Raw genomic sequence first — 16,326 nt, 5'->3', positions numbered from 1 at the left:
GTGGACCGGGCCGGAGTGTTCTATGCCCTCAGGGTCTCAACAGCTGAAGATCTCAACGGCCGCGCAGCGAGCGGTACTTGGCGACCAGCGCCTTGCTCGACCCGTCGAGGCCCGGCACGTCCGCACCCTCGGTCAGGGCGGGCTCGACGCGCTTGGCGAGCACCTTGCCGAGCTCGACGCCCCACTGGTCGAACGAGTCGATGTTCCAGATGGCGCCCTGCACGAACACCTTGTGCTCGTAAAGGGCGATCAGCTGGCCGAGGACCGAGGGGGTCAGCTCCTTGGCGAGGATCGTGGTGGTGGGGTGGTTGCCCTGGAACGTCTTGTGCGGCACGAGCTCCTCGGCCACGCCCTCGGCGCGCACCTCGTCCGGCGTCTTGCCGAAGGCCAGCGCCTGCGTCTGGGCGAAGAAGTTGGCCATCAGGAGGTCGTGCTGGGCGACCAGGCCCGGCAGCAGGTCGGCGACCGGCTCGGCGAAACCGATGAAGTCGGCCGGGATGACCTTCGTGCCCTGGTGGATCAACTGGTAGTACGCGTGCTGCCCGTTGGTGCCCGGGGTGCCCCACACGACCGGCCCGGTCTGCCACTCGACCGGGTTGCCGTCGCGGTCCACGGACTTGCCGTTGGACTCCATGTCCAGCTGCTGGAGGTACGCCGTGAACTTGGACAGGTAGTGCGAGTACGGCAGCACCGCGTGCGACTGGGCGTCGAAGAACGCCCCGTACCACACGCCCAACAGGCCCATCAACAAAGGCACGTTGGACTCGGCGGGGGCCGTGCGGAAGTGCTCGTCGACCAGGTGGAAGCCGTCCAGCATCTCGCGGAACCGGTCCGCCCCCACGGCGATCATGAGGGAGAGGCCGATGGCCGAGTCGAAGGAGTAACGGCCGCCGACCCAGTCCCAGAAGCCGAACATGTTGGCCGTGTCGATGCCGAACTCGGCGACCTTGTCTGCATTGGTGGACAGCGCCACGAAGTGCTTGGCGACGGCGTCCTGACCGGCCTTCAGCTCGGTGAGCAGCCAGTCGCGCGCCGAGGTGGCGTTGGTGATGGTCTCGATGGTGGTGAACGTCTTGGACGCGATGATGAACAGCGTCTCGGCGGCGTCCAGGTCGCGGACGGCCTCGTGGAGGTCGGCGCCATCCACGTTGGACACGAAACGGACCGTCAACTCCCGGTCGGTGAACGACCGCAGGACCTCGTACGCCATCGCCGGACCGAGGTCGGAGCCGCCGATGCCGATGTTGACGACGTTCTTGATGCGCTTGCCGGTGTGGCCGGTCCACTCGCCCGAGCGGATCTTCCCGGAGAACGCGGCCATCTTGTCGAGCACGTCGTGCACGTCCGGCACCACGTTCTCGCCGTCGACCTCGATCACCGCGTCGCGCGGGGCCCGCAGCGCGGTGTGCAGCACGGCGCGGTCCTCGGTCGTGTTGATCTTGTCTCCGCGGAACATGGCGTCCCGCAGTCCGGCGACGTCGGCGGCCGCGGCCAGCTCGCGAAGGAGCGCGAGGGTCTCGTCGGTCACCAGGTGCTTGGAGTAGTCGAGATAGAGATCGCCGACCTGCAGGGTGTATGCGGTGCCGCGGCCGGGCTCGGCGGCGAACAGCTGACGCAGATGGGTGTCGCCCAACTGCTCCCGGTGCTTGCCCAGTGCGATCCACTCGGGCATCTGGTTGAGCCTGGTACGGCTTCCTGCGTTCATCTCCGACATCAGCCCACTTCTTCTCGTACTTGCGTACCTGCCCCGCTGCCCCTCCAACCTAATTGATCAGGCGGTGCGGGCAGGAATCAGCGCGGCGACGGCGACCACGAACAAGCCGGACGCCAGCAGGGCCGGGGTGTTGAGGCCCCAGGAGGCCGCCGCAGCACCTCCCACGAGCGCGCCCAGCGGGGCGCCCGCCACGGCCAGCGTGCGGAACGCCGCGCTCACCCGTCCCAGCATCGCCTCCGGCGCGCGCTCCTGCATCAGCGTCGTCAGGTTCACGTTCCACACCATGCCCATCAGCCCGAACAGCGCCATGGCGGCGATCGTCACCCACAGCGCGCGGACCGTGCCCATGGCCGCCAGACAGCCGGTCTGGACGGCCCCGGCGACCAGCACGCTCCGTATTCGCCCGAGCCGTCGTGCGAGCCGCTGCGCGAGCAGCCCGCCGGCCACGCTCCCGGCCCCGTACGCCGTGATGGCCGCGGCATAGCCGCTGTGCCCGGCGCCCAGCCAGCCGGTGATGTGCAGGACCAGGGTCGCGATGAGGGCTCCCATGCCGATGTTGCACACGGTGGTGGCCGCGCACAGGCCGCGCAGCGCCCGGTCGGCCCAGAGCGTCCGCAGCCCCTCGGCCGTCTCCGCGCGCAGCGTGGACCCGGGCTTCCTGGCCGCCCGCCGCGGGGCGGCCGGCCGCAGCGAGGCGACGAGGGCCGCGGCGAGTACGTAACTGGCCGCGTCCGCCCCGTACGGCGCCGCCACGGAGACCGCGAGCAGCACCGGCACCAGCGGGGCCGCCAGGAAGCCGCCCGCTATCTGCTGCCCGGTCATCACCCGGGCGTTCGCGCTGCCCAGCGCGCCGCTGGGCACGAGCGAGGGCAGCAGGGCGGTGGCCGCGTTGTCGAAGAGCGTCCCCAGGGTGGTGAGCGCGAAGGCGAGCGCCATCAGCAGGGGCATGGAGGCGTGGCCCGCGCCGACGGCCACCGCGAAGGCGGCGACGAGGGCGCCCCGGACCAGGTCGACGGCCCACATGGCGCGGCGTTGGTCCACCCGGTCGGCGATCGCCCCGCCGAGGAGGCCGAACAGCAGCCACGGCAGATAGCCGCAGGCCGTGACGAGCGCGATGAGGAACGGATCGGTGGTGAGGGTGGTGGCGAGCAGGGGCAGCGCGGCGGTGCGCAGCGAATCACCGAAACGGCTGACGACGGCCGCCGTCCACAGCCTGCCGAACCCCCCGCGCCAGGCCGGTTTCGTCGGCGGCGCGCCCTCCACGGCCCCCACCACTGCCACAACTCCCCCTCGTGATCGGCTGCTTCACAAGGTAGAGGGCGCCACTGACAATCGGGGCTGACCTGCGGTTTCACCCGTTGGAGCGGACGCGGTGCGAGCCCGGATACACCGAAGGGCCCTCTGGATGAACCGAGTTCACCCTGTGGGCCCTTCAACTGTCAGATCTCGCCCCGGAGCTTGGCGAGTGCCTCGGCGAGGATCGCCTCGCCGTCCGCGTCGCTGCGCCGTTCGCGCACGTACGCGAGGTGCGTCTTGTACGGCTCGGTGCGCGGCGGGTCCGGCGGGTTGTCCCGGTCCTGTCCTGCGGGGAATCCGCAGCGCGGGCAGTCCCACGTCTCCGGAACCTGTGCGTCACTGGCGAAGCTCGGCTGCGTCTCGTGCCCGTTCGAGCACCAGAAGGAGATGCGGAGGCGTGGCGCGGACTCGCCGCGCTCTGCCTCCCCCATCGGCCCCGCTCCGACCCGGCTTCCCCGGATCGCGTTGCCACTTGCCACGGTCGTAACTCCCTGCGTGATGGTGCTCGAAGATGCCCCAGTCTACGTAAGGCCCAACGCGCGTCCAGTGATTGGAGTTACACCCCACCCCCGAAACGCCGAACGACGACGGCTTACTTGAGCTTCATCAGCAGACCAAGTACGACAATGCACGCGAACCAGCACAGACCGATCGCGACGGTGATGCGGTCGAGGTTGCGCTCGGCGACCGAGGAGCCGCCGACGGAGGACTGCATGCCACCGCCGAACATGTCGGAGAGGCCGCCACCCTTTCCCTTGTGCATCAGCACCAGCAGCATCAGCAGCAGGCTGAAGACGATCAGGGCAATCGAGAACCCGACAATCACGGCTGGACCAACTTCCTAGGACTGATATGGCGACGGGGGCCGGGGGGACATTCCACAATCCCTGTCCCGGCCCCCGCAAGGGTACGACGGATCCGCGCTACCGCATACTTACTGGTCGCGGAAGCGGACGATCTTGACGAACTCGTCGGCGTCCAGTGCGGCACCGCCGACCAGGGCGCCGTCCACGTCGGGCTGGGCCATGATCGCGGCGACGTTCCCGGACTTCACCGAGCCGCCGTACTGGATGCGCACCTTGTCGGCGAGCTCCTGCGAGTACAGCTCGGCCAGGCGGCCGCGGATCGCCCCGCACACTTCCTGGGCGTCCTCGGGAGTGGCGACCTCGCCGGTACCGATCGCCCACACGGGCTCGTACGCGATCACGATGGACTCGGCCTGCTCGGCCGGGATGTCCTTGAGGCCGCCGTCGAGCTGGGCCAGCGTGTACTGGACCTGCTGGCCGGCCTTGCGGACGTCCAGGCCCTCGCCGATGCAGAGGATCGGGGTCAGGCCGTGCTTGTAGGCGGCCTTCACCTTGGCGTTGCAGATCTCGTCGCTCTCGGCGTGGTACTGCCGGCGCTCGGAGTGGCCCACGGCGACGTAGGTGCACTTCAGCTTGGACAGCATCGGGCCCGAGATCTCGCCGGTGTAGGCACCGGAGTCGTGCGCCGAGATGTCCTGGGCGCCGTACTTGATCTTGAGCTTGTCTCCGTCGACGAGGGTCTGCACGGAGCGCAGGTCGACGAAGGGCGGCAGGACCGCGACCTCGACGGCCTCGTAGTCCTTGTCGGCGAGCGCGAAGGCGAGCTTCTGGACGTGCGCGATGGCCTCAAGGTGATTGAGGTTCATCTTCCAGTTGCCCGCCATCAGCGGGGTACGGGTGCTCACGGGTGTTCAGTCCTCCAGTGCGGCGAGGCCGGGAAGCGTCTTGCCTTCGAGGTATTCGAGGCTCGCGCCGCCACCGGTCGAGATGTGGCCGAACTTCGACTCGTCGAAGCCCAGGTTGCGGACGGCCGCGGCGGAGTCGCCGCCGCCGACCACGGTGAAGCCCTTGCTGTCCAGCAGGGCCTGCGCGACGGCGGTGGTGCCGCCGGCGTAGTCGGGGTGCTCGGCGACGCCGACCGGGCCGTTCCAGAAGACGGTCTCGGCGTCGGTGATCTTCGAGGCGAACAGCTCACGGGACTTGGGGCCGATGTCCAGGCCCTCCTTGTCCGCGGGGATCTTGTCCGCGTCGACGGTCTCGAAGTCGGCCGGGGCCTTGGTCTTCAGGTCGGGGAAGTCCTTGGAGACCAGGATGTCGACGGGCAGCACGAGCTCGACGCCGTTCTTCTCGGCGCGCTCCATGTACTCCAGGACGACCGGGATCTGGTCCTCCTGAAGGAGGGAGATGCCGACCTCGTGCCCCTTGGCCTTCAGGAAGGTGTACGCCATGCCGCCGCCGATGAGGAGGCGGTCGGCCTTGCCGAGGAGCTCGTCGATGACGGCGAGCTTGTCGGAGACCTTGGCGCCGCCGAGGACGACGGTGTAGGGGCGCTTGACGTCCTCGGTGAGCTTCTTGAGGACGCCGACCTCGGTGGCGATGAGGTAGCCGGCGTAGTGCGGCAGGCGGGCCGGGAGGTCGAAGACGGAGGCGTGCTTACGGTGCACGGCTCCGAAGCCGTCGCCGACGTACACATCCGCCAGGGCCGCGAGCTGGTCGGCGAACTCGCCGCGCTCGGTGTCGTCCTTGGCCGTCTCACCGGCGTTGAAACGCAGGTTCTCGATGACCGCGACCTGGCCGGGCTGCAGCCCGTTCACCGCGTCGTGCGCGGCGGGGCCCACGGTGTCCTGGGCGAACGCGACCGGGGCGCCCAGGAGTTCGGCGAGCCGCTCGGCCGCGGGAAGGAGCGAGAACTGCGGGTCCGGGGCGCCCTTGGGGCGGCCCAGGTGCGAGGCCACGACGACCTTGGCGTCGGCGGCGACGAGCGCCTTGACGGTCGGCAGCACGGCGCGGATGCGGCCGTCGTCGGTGATGAGGCCTTCTGCCAGCGGCACGTTGAGGTCGGCGCGGACGAATACCCGCTTGCCCGCGACCCCTTCGGCGAGAAGTTCGTCGATCGTCTTCATAAAGGGTGACTCCTTGGGAGGTACGTGACGGACGGTCTGGACAGGCGACAGGGCCCGTACAGCGCGTCATTGCGCTGCCCGAGCCCTGTAGCTCACATCAGGTGCCTACCGGACCGAGGTCAGAGCTGGCCGCCGACGAAGACGGTCAGGTCGACGAGTCGGTTGGAGTAGCCCCACTCGTTGTCGTACCAGCCCAGGATCTTCACCGACTTGCCCTCCTGGACCATGGTCAGGGAGGAGTCGAAGGTGCAGGAGGCCGGGTCGCTCACGATGTCCGAGGACACGATCGGGTCCTCGGTGTAGAACAGGATGCCCTTGAGGTCGCCGTCGTCGGCGGCCTTCTTGAACGCGGCGTTGACCTCGTCCTTGGTGACCTCCCGCTGCAGCTCCACGACGAGGTCGGTGGCCGAACCGGTCGGGACCGGCACGCGCATCGCGATGCCGTCGAGCTTGCCCTTGAGCTGCGGGAGGACCAGAGCGGTGGCCTTCGCGGCACCGGTCGTGGTCGGGATGATGTTCTCGGCGGCGGCGCGGGCGCGGCGCAGGTCCGAGTGCGGGAAGTCCAGGATGCGCTGGTCGTTGGTGTACGCGTGGACCGTCGTCATCAGGCCCTTGACGATGCCGAAGTTCTCGTCGAGCACCTTGGCCATCGGCGCCACGCAGTTGGTGGTGCAGGAGGCGTTGGAGATGACGTGGTGGTTCGCCGGCTCGTACTTGTCCTGGTTGACGCCCATCACGATGGTGATGTCCTCGTCCTTGGCCGGAGCCGAGATGAGGACCTTCTTGGCGCCGCCCGCGATGTGCTTCTCGGCGTCGGCCTTCTTGGTGAAGATGCCGGTCGACTCGATGACGATGTCGACGCCCAGCTGACCCCAGGGGATGTCGGCCGGGTTGCGCTCGGAGAGGACCTTGATGGTGTGGCCGTCGACCGTGATGGTGTCGGCGGTGTGGGTGACCTCGGCCTTCAGACGACCCAGAATGGTGTCGTACTTCAGCAGGTGCGCAGTGGTCGCGGTGTCACCGAGGTCGTTGACAGCCACGATCTCGATGTCAGCACCCTGCTCAAGGAGCGCGCGGAAGTAGTTGCGCCCGATGCGGCCAAAGCCGTTGATGCCTACGCGGATCGTCACGAACCGATCTCCTCGTTAGGTACGCCGGGTTCTCGACGCCGGCGAGTTGTATGGGATGTCCCCGACCGGTTACGACCCTACCTCCCCGGGGACGCCCGGGTGACATCGAGCGCGTCCGGATGGTTCCGAAATGCCGCCCGGGCAAGCCCGGAGGCCCGTACCTACCTGCGGGTACGGGCCACCAGGGACTTTCGGCCCCACTACGCGGCGTCAGCGGTGCAGTGCGCTGAGCGCCTTGCCCATGACCTGCTTGCGGTCGGCGGCCGCGGGCACGTTCTCCAGGCCGAAGCCGAGGAGGACGGTGTTACGGGTGGTGACGGCGGCCGAGGAGTGGAAGAGCGCCTGGGAACGGGCCCAGTCGCCGCTGGTTCCGGGGCTGCCGGCGGGCGGTCCCGGCACGCTCCAGGGGCCGAGCGAGGTCTCGAAGCCCTCGGCCCCCTGCGCGGTGCCGCCGATGACGAGGCGGGTGTCGTCGACGAACGCGCCGAGGCCTCCGGTGCCCGGGTCGGAGACGTAGGAGACGGCGACCTCGACCTGCTTGCCCGCGTACTTGCTGAGGTCGACGGCGACCTGCTGCCAGCCGTTGGAGGAGCCGGTGAAGCGGTTCCAGCTCCCGCTGCTTCCGGTCGCCGTGCAGGCGGGCGAGCCGAGTGTGAGGTAGTGCGCGAGGAAGGGGTGCTCCTGGAGCAGGAAGCCCTGTTCGCACTGGCTGGGCACGCTGGTGGTGCTGCCCCCGTTGGCGTCCGGCAGGGTCGTCCAGTCGTCCTGGCCGACGGTGTGGGCCTCGACGATCACCTGGTCGTAGCCGGGCTCGGTGTCGTAGCTGAGCTGGAAGTCCAGGCTCGGCTTCGCGGTGGCGGCCGTGCCCGTCAGGTCGACGGTGCGGGCGAGCCGCATATAGGCGTTGTCCTGGTGCTTGGCCGCGGCGAACCAGGACCCCTCGGCGGGCTCGAACGGGGAGCGGACCCCGGGGTAGTCACCGGCCGCCGCGCTCTTGAACTGCGGGAACTGCTGCGGCTTGAGGGTGTCGGAGGTGACGGTGTACGCACCGGCCGCGGTCAGCGGGCTGCCGGGGGCGGCGGCCAGGGAGGCCTTGGCTCCGGCGAGCTGTCCGGTGCCGGCGAAGGCGGGCGGGGACTTGAGGCCGGCCTTGTTGTAGGCGCCGAGGTAGTACTGCGAGAAGTCGTCGGACAGGGCGCCACCGCCCAAGTCGACGCTGCCGCCTGCCTGTTCACCCGCGTTGACCAGCTTGCCGCCCTCGTTGACGAAGTCGCGTACGGCGAACATCGTGGCGGCGGCGGGCTGGGCGGCGCCGGTGTACCAGACGACGTTCTTGAAGTGGCTGAGCACGCCGAGCGCGCTCGGGGCGCCCTGGGTGGCGACGTCCCAGACCGCGGCCTTCTTGCCGTTGTCGGCGAGCGCCTTGGTGTAGAGCGCGGCGTTCTTGGCCGGGACGGTACCGCCCTCGTCGGCGAGCACCAGGGTGTCCGCCTTCGGCCGGTCGGCCACGGTGTACGTGAACGGCGTGCTGGCCGTCTTCTTGCCCGCGGCCGTCCGCCCGGTGAACCACACCTCGACCTTGTCGCCGGCGTCGGCGTCCTCGACCTTGGCGCGGTACTGGTCGAAGCGCAGGTTGTCGTGCCCGCCGTAGACCTCGCCGCCCTTCCAGGGCTCCAGGTCCTCGGTCTGCGTACGGCCGCCGTTGATGCGGTAGTTGAGGGTCTTGTCGCGCACCGACTTGCGTACGGTGACGGCGACTTCCTGGTCGTCGTCGCGGGTGTACGAGGTGGCGAAGGTGTCCGGCGTGAAGTCGGGGGCGTCGATGCCGACCGAGGAGGAGGGCTGGTCGGGGTGGGCGGTGGTCTCGGCGACCGAGAGCGCGAAGGGGATGTTCTTCTCGAACTCGCCCTGGATCAGCTTCTCGCTGTCGGGGAAGTTGAAGTCCGAGGGGCAGTCCGCCGCGTTCCACTCGTCATTGGGGTCCACGTTCGAGGCGGTGGTGCAGGTCGACATCTCGGGGGTGAACATCATCGTGCCGTTGACGTTCGCCGCGTGGCCGTCGGCCTCGCCGTTGGTGGTGTACAGCGCGGAGGAGACCTCGGAGAGGTAGCCGGGGATGGCCGGCTTGTCGGGGGTGCCCGCGAGCGACTTGTAGATGACGTCGTCGGGGGTCGGCGTGGCGACCTGCCAGCCCACTCCGTAAAGGAGCAGTTCGGCCGCGGAGTGGTAGTTGATGGCGTAGTTGAAGTGGACCCGCTTCTCGAAGGAGTCGAGCGCCTTCGTCTCGGGCTCGCTGCCCGCGCTCGGGCCGCGGTAGGTCTCGTTCGCCGGATCGGGGGACGAACCCTCGTTGTCGTAGCCCCACTTGTAGGGGAAGTTGCGGTTGGGGTCGACGCCGTCGCCTACCGTGATCTTGCCGTCGCCGTTGTTGTCGCGGAGGTTCTTGCGCCACAGCCGGTTGCCGGGCGTGAACGTGAAGTCGTAGCCGTCCGGGTTGGCGGAGATCACGAACCACAGCTCGGTGGAGTCCACGATCTTGGTGATCCGCGGGTCCTTGCCGTAGTTGTCGAGGTAGTAGTGCATCAGCCGCCGGGTCATCTCGGGAGTGATCCACTCGCGGGCGTGCTGGTTGGACATGTAGAGCGTGGCGGGCTTGGAGCCGTCCTTGGACTTGTTGGCGCCCTTGGTGAGCTTCACGGCGAGGATGTCCTGGCCGTTGACGGTCTTGCCGATCGACTCGACCTTGGTGAGGGACGGGTTGGCCTTGCCGGTGTCGAGGATCTCCTGCTTCAGCCCGTTCGGGCCGCTGTACGGGCGGAACACGCCGTCGCCCGCGGCCTTGAGGCGGCTCTGGGCCTGGGCGGAGACCTTGTGCTCGGTGAGCTTCACGCCCTTGCCGCTCAGCGCCGCGGCCTGGGTCTTGGTGAGGTACAGCTCGACTCCGGCCGAGCCCTTGGCGGGCAGCCGGGCGCCCAGCTCCTGGGCGTCGGCACCGGCCTCCAGGAGCAGCGGCAGCTGTGCGCGGCTGACCTGGGCGTTCCAGACGACGATGCCCTCGCCGTCCGCTCCGCCCTGACTGGCCTGGGCGACGGGTGCCGCCACCAGTCCGGCCGTCAGTAGTGATGCGGCGGCGAGGATCGCTCTCGCTCTGCGTCTCATGAGCCCCCCTTGCAGTTGTCTGCCACGAAAGTGGACAGACGCCAGGCTCATGACACTTCATGATCATGTCAATACCGCGAGCCCCGCGCCGGTACGGGCCGGAAACGGAACCGGCGCCCACCAAGTGGGCGCCGGGCAAGCCGAGTTGAGGAGCGGGCGGGATCAGCCGACCAGGCCGTCCGCCATCTCCTCGCTCAGGTTGGACTCGGTCCCGGGGATCCCCAGGTCCTGGGCCCGCTTGTCGGCCATCGCGAGCAGGCGGCGGATCCGGCCCGCGACCGCGTCCTTGGTCAGCGGCGGATCGGCGAGCGCGCCCAGCTCCTCCAGGGAGGCCTGCTTGTGCTCCATGCGCAGCCGGCCGGCCGCCGCGAGGTGCTCGGGAACCTCCTCGCCGAGGATCTCCAGGGCGCGCTGGACGCGGGCCCCGGCGGCCACCGCCGCGCGGGCCGAGCGGCGCAGGTTGGCGTCGTCGAAGTTGGCCAGGCGGTTGGCGGTGGCGCGGACCTCGCGGCGCATCCGCCGCTCCTCCCAGGCCAGCACCGACTCGTGCGCGCCGAGGCGGGTGAGCAGCGCGCCGATCGCGTCGCCGTCGCGGACGACCACCCGGTCCACACCGCGCACCTCGCGGGCCTTCGCCGCGATCTGGAGCCGACGGGCGGCACCGACCAGGGCGAGGGCCGCCTCCGGGCCCGGGCAGGTCACCTCCAGGGACGAGGAGCGGCCCGGCTCGGTCAGTGATCCGTGCGCCAGGAACGCGCCGCGCCAGGCGGCCTCGGCGTCACAGGTGGCCCCCGAGACCACCTGGGGCGGCAGGCCGCGGATGGGCCGGCCCCGGCCGTCGACGAGCCCGGTCTGGCGGGCCAGCTGGTCGCCGCCCGCCACGACCCGCACGACGAAGCGAGAGCCTCTGCGCAGGCCGCCCGGAGCCATCACGATCAGCTCGGAGCTGTGCCCGAAGATCTCCAGAATGTCCCGCTTCAGCCGGCGTGCCGCCATCGCGGTGTCCAGCTCCGCCTCGATCACAATGCGGCCGCTCACCAGGTGCAGCCCGCCCGCGAACCGAAGAATCGCCGAGACCTCCGCCTTCCTGCAGCAGGTCCGGGTGACGGGCAGCCGGGAAATTTCGTCCTTCACCGCCGGCGTCATCGCCATGGGCCGATCCTTCCATGCATCCGGAAAATACGGTCGTACGCGGCGGCCAACAGCTCCGGATCGTGCTTCGGAGAACCATCGGGCCTGGCCACCGGCGCCAGCTCGACCTCGGCTCCGAGCCGTTTCGCGGCATCGGTCAGGCTCCCCCGGTCGGGCACGGCGGCCTCGTCGGCCAGCACCACGTCGAAGGCGAGTTTAGGGGCGTGTCGTCCCAAAACCTCCAAATGACGCTGCGGAGAGAAGCCATCGGTTTCACCCGGTTGTGGCGCGAGGTTCAGCGAGAGGACCTTGCGGGCCTTGGTCTCGGTGAGCGCGTCGAGCAGTTCGGGCACCATCAGATGCGGAATGACGGAGGAGAACCAGGAGCCCGGGCCGAGCACCACCCAGTCCGCGTCGAGCACCGCGGCGACCGCTTCGGGGACGGCCGGCGGGTCGTGCGGGACCAGCTGCACGGAGAGCACCTCGCCGGGCGTGAGCGCCACCGTGGCCTGGCCGCGCACGGTGTCCACGTCGTCGGGACGCTCCGGGTCGTGACCCCGTACGAGGGCCTCCAGCTCCAGCGGGACCGCCGACATCGGAAGGACCCGGCCCTGGGCGCCGAGCAGCTTGCCGACCAGGTCGAGCGCCTGCACATGGTCGCCGAGCTGCTCCCACAGGGCGACGATCAGCAGGTTGCCCACCGCGTGCTCGTGCAGGTCGCCCTTGGACTGGAAGCGGTGCTGGATGACGCGGGACCAGGTCTGGCCCCAGTCGTCGTCGCCGCACAGGGCGGCCAGCGCCTTGCGCAGGTCGCCCGGCGGCAGCACGCCCAGCTCGTCGCGGAGGCGGCCGCTGGAGCCGCCGTCGTCGGCCACGGTGACGACGGCGGTCAGGTCGCCGGTGATCCGGCGCAGCGCGGCGAGCGAGGCGGACAGGCCCATGCCGCCGCCGAGCGCGACGACCTTGGGCTGGGCGCCCCGCTTGCGGCCGGTGCGCAGCACCGGTCCGGCGGTGCGCCGGCGGTACACCTTCACTCGCGCCCCATGTCCCGGTGGACGACGACGGTCTCGATCCCCTCGGAGGCCAGGCGGGCGGCGAGCTTCTCGGACATGGCGACCGAGCGGTGCTTGCCGCCGGTGCAGCCCACCGCGATCGTCACGTACCGCTTGCCCTCGCGGCGGTAGCCCGTCGCGATCAGCTGGAGCAGCTCGCTGTACTGGTCGAGGAACTCCTTGGCGCCGGGCTGGTTGAAGACGTAGCCCGACACCTCCTCGTTGAGGCCGGTGAACGGACGCAGCTCCGGCACCCAGTGCGGGTTGGGCAGGAAGCGGCAGTCGACCACCAGGTCGGCGTCGACCGGCAGGCCGTACTTGTAGCCGAACGACATGACGGTGGCGCGCAGCTCCGGCTCCTCGTCGCCGGCGAACTGGGCGTCCATCTTGGCGCGCAGCTCGTGGACGTTGAGGCTGGAGGTGTCGATCACCAGGTCGGCGTCGCCGCGCAGCTCGCGCAGCAGGTCACGCTCTGCGGCGATGCCGTCGACGATCCGGCCGTCGCCCTGCAGCGGGTGCGGGCGGCGCACCGACTCGAAGCGGCGCACCAGGGCGTCGTCGGAGGACTCCAGGAAAACGATCCGCCGGGTGACCTCCTTGGCGTCGAGGTCGGCGAGCGACTCGCGGAGGTTGTCGAAGAACCTCCGGCCGCGCACGTCGACGACGACGGCGATGCGCGCCACGTTGCCCTGGGAGCGGGCGCCGAGCTCCACCATGGTGGGGATCAGCGCGGGCGGCAGGTTGTCGACGACGAACCAGCCGAGGTCCTCCAGGCACTTGGCTGCGGTGCTGCGCCCGGCGCCCGACATACCGGAGATGATCACCAGCTCGGGGATGGGCGCATCGGCCCCGCCGGCCTCGATCGTCGTGCCCGTACTCACGTGTACTCCCGCTTCTCGGTCTTCTTCGTGCTGCTCAGTCATGGCGTGCCCCCGTCGTCCTCTTCAATGATCTCTCCTGTCGCCGTGTTCACGGCGGGCGCGGCCGGGACCGCTTCGGCGAGGGCCGCGGCCAGAGTCTCGGCCGTCTTGCGGCCTATGCCGGGAACCTCGCAGATCTCGTCGATTGTCGCCGACCGGAGCTTCTTCACCGAGCCGAAATGCTTGATCAGAGCCTGCTTGCGGGTGTCGCCGAGGCCGGGCACGGCATCCAGCGGCCCCGCCTTGAAGCGCTTCGTCCGTTTGGCCCTCTGATAGGTGATGGCGAACCGGTGAGCCTCGTCACGCACCCGCTGGAGGAGGTAGAGCCCCTCGCTGGAGCGCGGCAGGACCACCGGGTCGTCCTCCTCGGGCACCCAGACCTCTTCGAGCCGCTTGGCGAGCCCGCACACCGCGATGTCGTCGATGCCCAGCTCGTCCAGGGCCCGCTTGGCGGCGGCGACCTGCGGCTGGCCGCCGTCGACGACCAGGAGCTGCGGCGGGTAGGCGAACCGCTTGGGGCGGCCGTCCTCCTCCTGGAGCGCGGACACCTCGCCGGACACCACGCCGGCCTCCTGGCCGGGTGCCTCGCCGCCGTCCCGGCCCTCCTCCTCGACCCACTCCCCCGTGCGCGCCTTCTCGGCCAGGTAGCGCCTGAAGCGGCGGCTGATCACCTCGTGCATGGACCGGACGTCGTCCTGGCCCTCGCCGTGCCAGATTTGCGTGTCTCCGACACGACCCTTGATCTGGAAGCGCCGGTACTCGCTCTTGCGCGCCAGGCCGTCCTCGAAGACCACCATGGACGCCACGACGTCGTCGCCCTGGAGGTGGGAGATGTCGAAGCACTCGATGCGCAGCGGCGCGCTGTCGAGCTCCAGGGCCGCGGCGATCTCCTCCAGGGCGCGCGAGCGGGTCGTCAGGTCGGAGGCGCGCTTGGTCTTGTGCAGTGCGAGGGCCTGCTGGGCGTTGCGCGCGACCGTCACCATCAGGTCCTTCTTGTCGCCGCGCTGCGGGATGCGCAGCGAGACGCCCGAGCCGCGCCGGCTCGCGAGCCAGCCGCTCACCGCCTCCGCGTCCTCGGGGAGCGCCGGGACGAGGACCTCCTTCGGCACGGAGTCGCCGGTCTCCTCGCCGTACAGCTGCTGGAGCGCGTGCTCGACCAGGCCCGCGGTGTCGACCGCCTCGACCTTGTCGGTGACCCAGCCGCGCTGGCCGCGGACCCGGCCGCCGCGCACGTGGAAGATCTGGACGGCCGCCTCCAGCTCGTCCTCGGCGACCGCGATCAGGTCGGCGTCGGTGGCGTCGTTGAAGACGATCGCGTTCTTCTCCAGGGCCTTCTTGAGCGCCTCTATGTCGTCGCGCAGGCGGGCCGCCCGCTCGTACTCCATGTCCTCGGCCGCGGCCATCATCTGCTGCTCGATGCGGCGCAGGTACGCCCCCGTGCGGCCGGCCATGAAGTCGCAGAAGTCCTCGGCCAGTTCGCGGTGTTCCTCGGGGGCGACGCGGCCGACGCAGGGGGCCGCGCACTTGCCGATGTAGCCGAGCAGACAGGGCCGGCCGATCTGGGCCGAGCGCTTGAACACGCCCGCCGAGCAGGTGCGTACCGGGAAGACGCGGAGCATCAGGTCGACGGTCTCGCGGATCGCCCAGGCGTGCCCGTACGGACCGAAGTAGCGCACGCCCTTCTTCTTGGCGCCGCGCATGACCTGGACGCGCGGGAATTCCTCGTTCATCGTCACCGCGAGGTACGGATAGCTCTTGTCGTCGCGGTACTTGACGTTGAAGCGCGGGTCGAACTCCTTGATCCAGGAGTATTCGAGCTGGAGCGCCTCCACTTCGGTGGCGACGACGGTCCACTCCACGGAGGCGGCCGTGGTGACCATCGTGGCCGTGCGCGGGTGCAGACTCGTCAACGGCTGGAAGTAGTTGGCGAGGCGCTGGCGCAGGGACTTCGCCTTCCCGACGTAGATCACCCGGCGGTGCTCGTCGCGGAATTTGTAGACCCCCGGCGAGTCGGGGATCTGTCCCGGCTTGGGGCGGTAGCTGGAGGGGTCTGCCATGTCCACCACCCTACTGGCGGGGGCTGACAACGCGGCCTCTCCCATGGGGTCGGGCGGTGAACGGACCGGTGCGGGGGGGCGCCGTCGCAGCCCCCCGCACCGGTCCCGGTGCTACGCCTGCCCGGCCGGGCGGCGGCGCCTGCGCAGCGCCGCCGTGCCGGTGAGGCCGAGCGCGAGGAGCGCGCCCGCGCCGACCACGGTGGAGACCACCGGCAACGGGCCGTCGTGGTGCCCGGCCGCGACGGCCGCGGCCTGGGCGGCCTGGGCCTTGGTCTCCGCGGCCGTCTCGCCGTAGCCGCCGGCCTTGCCCGACCTGTCGTAGGCCGAGCCCGGCAGCTTGTCGCCGTACGCCTTGGCGACGCGCTTCTGGTAGGCGGCGAGCGTGGTGCCCCTGGCGCCGATCGCCTTGACGGCGTCCTCGTCGAGCGGCAGCACCTGGCTGCCCTTCTCGACGTACCAGGCGTTGATCTGCGGCTCCTGGAACACGGTGCCGCCGGGGAGTTTCGCGGCCCCGGCCGCGGCGTAACGGGACTCGTCGTCGCCGGTGGCTATGTTCACCACCTTCCAGGAGGCGCCCTGCTGAACCGTCCACAGCGAGGCCTTCTGGCCGTCCGAGGAGACGGCCGTCGAGGCCAGGTATTCCAGCTGTGCGACGGGTGCGCCCGCCTTCCCCGCCACGAACTGCGGGGAGAGCGCGTAGACGGGCACCGCGTCGCCCTCGATGTGCGGGGCGGCGGCCTTCAGCGCCACCTTGCCGTCCCGTGCGAAGAAACGGGAGAGCGTGTCGAGGGTGGCGGGGGCGGACGCGGCCTGGCGGGCCGCGGCCTTCGACTCGGCGGAGGCGAGCGGCGCCTGGTCGGCGAAGGCGAGCGGGGCGGCGAGAGTGATCAGCGCGGCGGCGACGGCCGCGGGAGCGAGGCGGGTCAACTTCATCGTCG

General features: G+C 70.1%; 13 protein-coding genes. All 13 read right to left on the bottom strand.

What is annotated here, in order from left to right:
- Nucleotides 1-52: 52 nt before the first annotated feature.
- Nucleotides 53-1,705 (bottom strand): glucose-6-phosphate isomerase, encoded by a 1,653-nt coding sequence (gene pgi, locus ADK54_RS32370; RefSeq protein ID WP_053729407.1) that lies wholly within the window; start codon nt 1,703-1,705, stop codon nt 53-55.
- Nucleotides 1,706-1,771: 66 nt separating this feature from the next.
- Nucleotides 1,772-2,995, bottom strand: coding sequence for an MFS transporter (locus ADK54_RS32365; RefSeq protein ID WP_053729338.1), 1,224 nt, complete (start codon nt 2,993-2,995; stop codon nt 1,772-1,774).
- Nucleotides 2,996-3,153: 158 nt separating this feature from the next.
- Nucleotides 3,154-3,489, bottom strand: coding sequence for an RNA polymerase-binding protein RbpA (locus tag ADK54_RS32360; protein WP_003976875.1), 336 nt, complete (start codon nt 3,487-3,489; stop codon nt 3,154-3,156).
- A gap of 113 nt (nt 3,490-3,602) precedes the next feature.
- Nucleotides 3,603-3,836, bottom strand: coding sequence for a preprotein translocase subunit SecG (gene secG / locus ADK54_RS32355; protein ID WP_053729337.1), 234 nt, complete (start codon nt 3,834-3,836; stop codon nt 3,603-3,605).
- Between the two features lie 108 nt (nt 3,837-3,944).
- Nucleotides 3,945-4,721 (bottom strand): triose-phosphate isomerase, encoded by a 777-nt coding sequence (gene tpiA, locus ADK54_RS32350; RefSeq protein WP_053729336.1) that lies wholly within the window; start codon nt 4,719-4,721, stop codon nt 3,945-3,947.
- A 6-nt stretch (nt 4,722-4,727) separates the two neighbouring features.
- The gene (locus ADK54_RS32345) at nt 4,728-5,939 is read right to left on the bottom strand and encodes a phosphoglycerate kinase (protein WP_053729335.1); all 1,212 of its coding nucleotides are present in this window, start codon (nt 5,937-5,939) and stop codon (nt 4,728-4,730) included.
- A 119-nt stretch (nt 5,940-6,058) separates the two neighbouring features.
- The gene (gene gap, locus ADK54_RS32340) at nt 6,059-7,069 is read right to left on the bottom strand and encodes a type I glyceraldehyde-3-phosphate dehydrogenase (RefSeq protein WP_053729334.1); all 1,011 of its coding nucleotides are present in this window, start codon (nt 7,067-7,069) and stop codon (nt 6,059-6,061) included.
- Between the two features lie 210 nt (nt 7,070-7,279).
- A complete protein-coding gene (locus ADK54_RS32335; protein WP_053729333.1) occupies nt 7,280-10,228 on the bottom strand; it encodes a M14 family metallopeptidase in 2,949 nt (982 codons plus the stop codon).
- Nucleotides 10,229-10,390: 162 nt separating this feature from the next.
- Nucleotides 10,391-11,380, bottom strand: coding sequence for a DNA-binding protein WhiA (gene whiA, locus ADK54_RS32330; protein WP_053729332.1), 990 nt, complete (start codon nt 11,378-11,380; stop codon nt 10,391-10,393).
- The gene (locus ADK54_RS32325) at nt 11,371-12,393 is read right to left on the bottom strand and encodes a gluconeogenesis factor YvcK family protein (protein ID WP_053729331.1); all 1,023 of its coding nucleotides are present in this window, start codon (nt 12,391-12,393) and stop codon (nt 11,371-11,373) included. The genes whiA and ADK54_RS32325 overlap by 10 nt, the downstream gene beginning before the upstream one ends.
- Nucleotides 12,390-13,334: an RNase adapter RapZ gene (rapZ, locus tag ADK54_RS32320; RefSeq protein ID WP_053729330.1), complete on the bottom strand. Its 945-nt coding sequence runs from the start codon at nt 13,332-13,334 to the stop codon at nt 12,390-12,392. Before rapZ ends, ADK54_RS32325 begins: the two co-directional genes overlap by 4 nt.
- Nucleotides 13,331-15,388, bottom strand: a complete 2,058-nt coding sequence (gene uvrC / locus ADK54_RS32315; protein ID WP_053729406.1) for an excinuclease ABC subunit UvrC — start codon at nt 15,386-15,388, stop codon at nt 13,331-13,333. The genes rapZ and uvrC overlap by 4 nt, the downstream gene beginning before the upstream one ends.
- Nucleotides 15,389-15,499: 111 nt before the next feature.
- Nucleotides 15,500-16,321 carry a hypothetical protein gene (locus tag ADK54_RS32310; RefSeq protein ID WP_053729405.1) on the bottom strand — a complete coding sequence of 274 codons (822 nt, stop codon included), beginning with the start codon at nt 16,319-16,321 and terminating at the stop codon, nt 15,500-15,502.
- Nucleotides 16,322-16,326 lie beyond the last annotated feature (5 nt).

It is taken from the genome of Streptomyces sp. WM6378 (assembly GCF_001279695.1).
GTDB lineage: Bacteria > Actinomycetota > Actinomycetes > Streptomycetales > Streptomycetaceae > Streptomyces.
The sequence above is the reverse complement of the archived record's forward strand: the minus strand, read 5'-3'. Positions and strand labels throughout refer to the sequence as shown.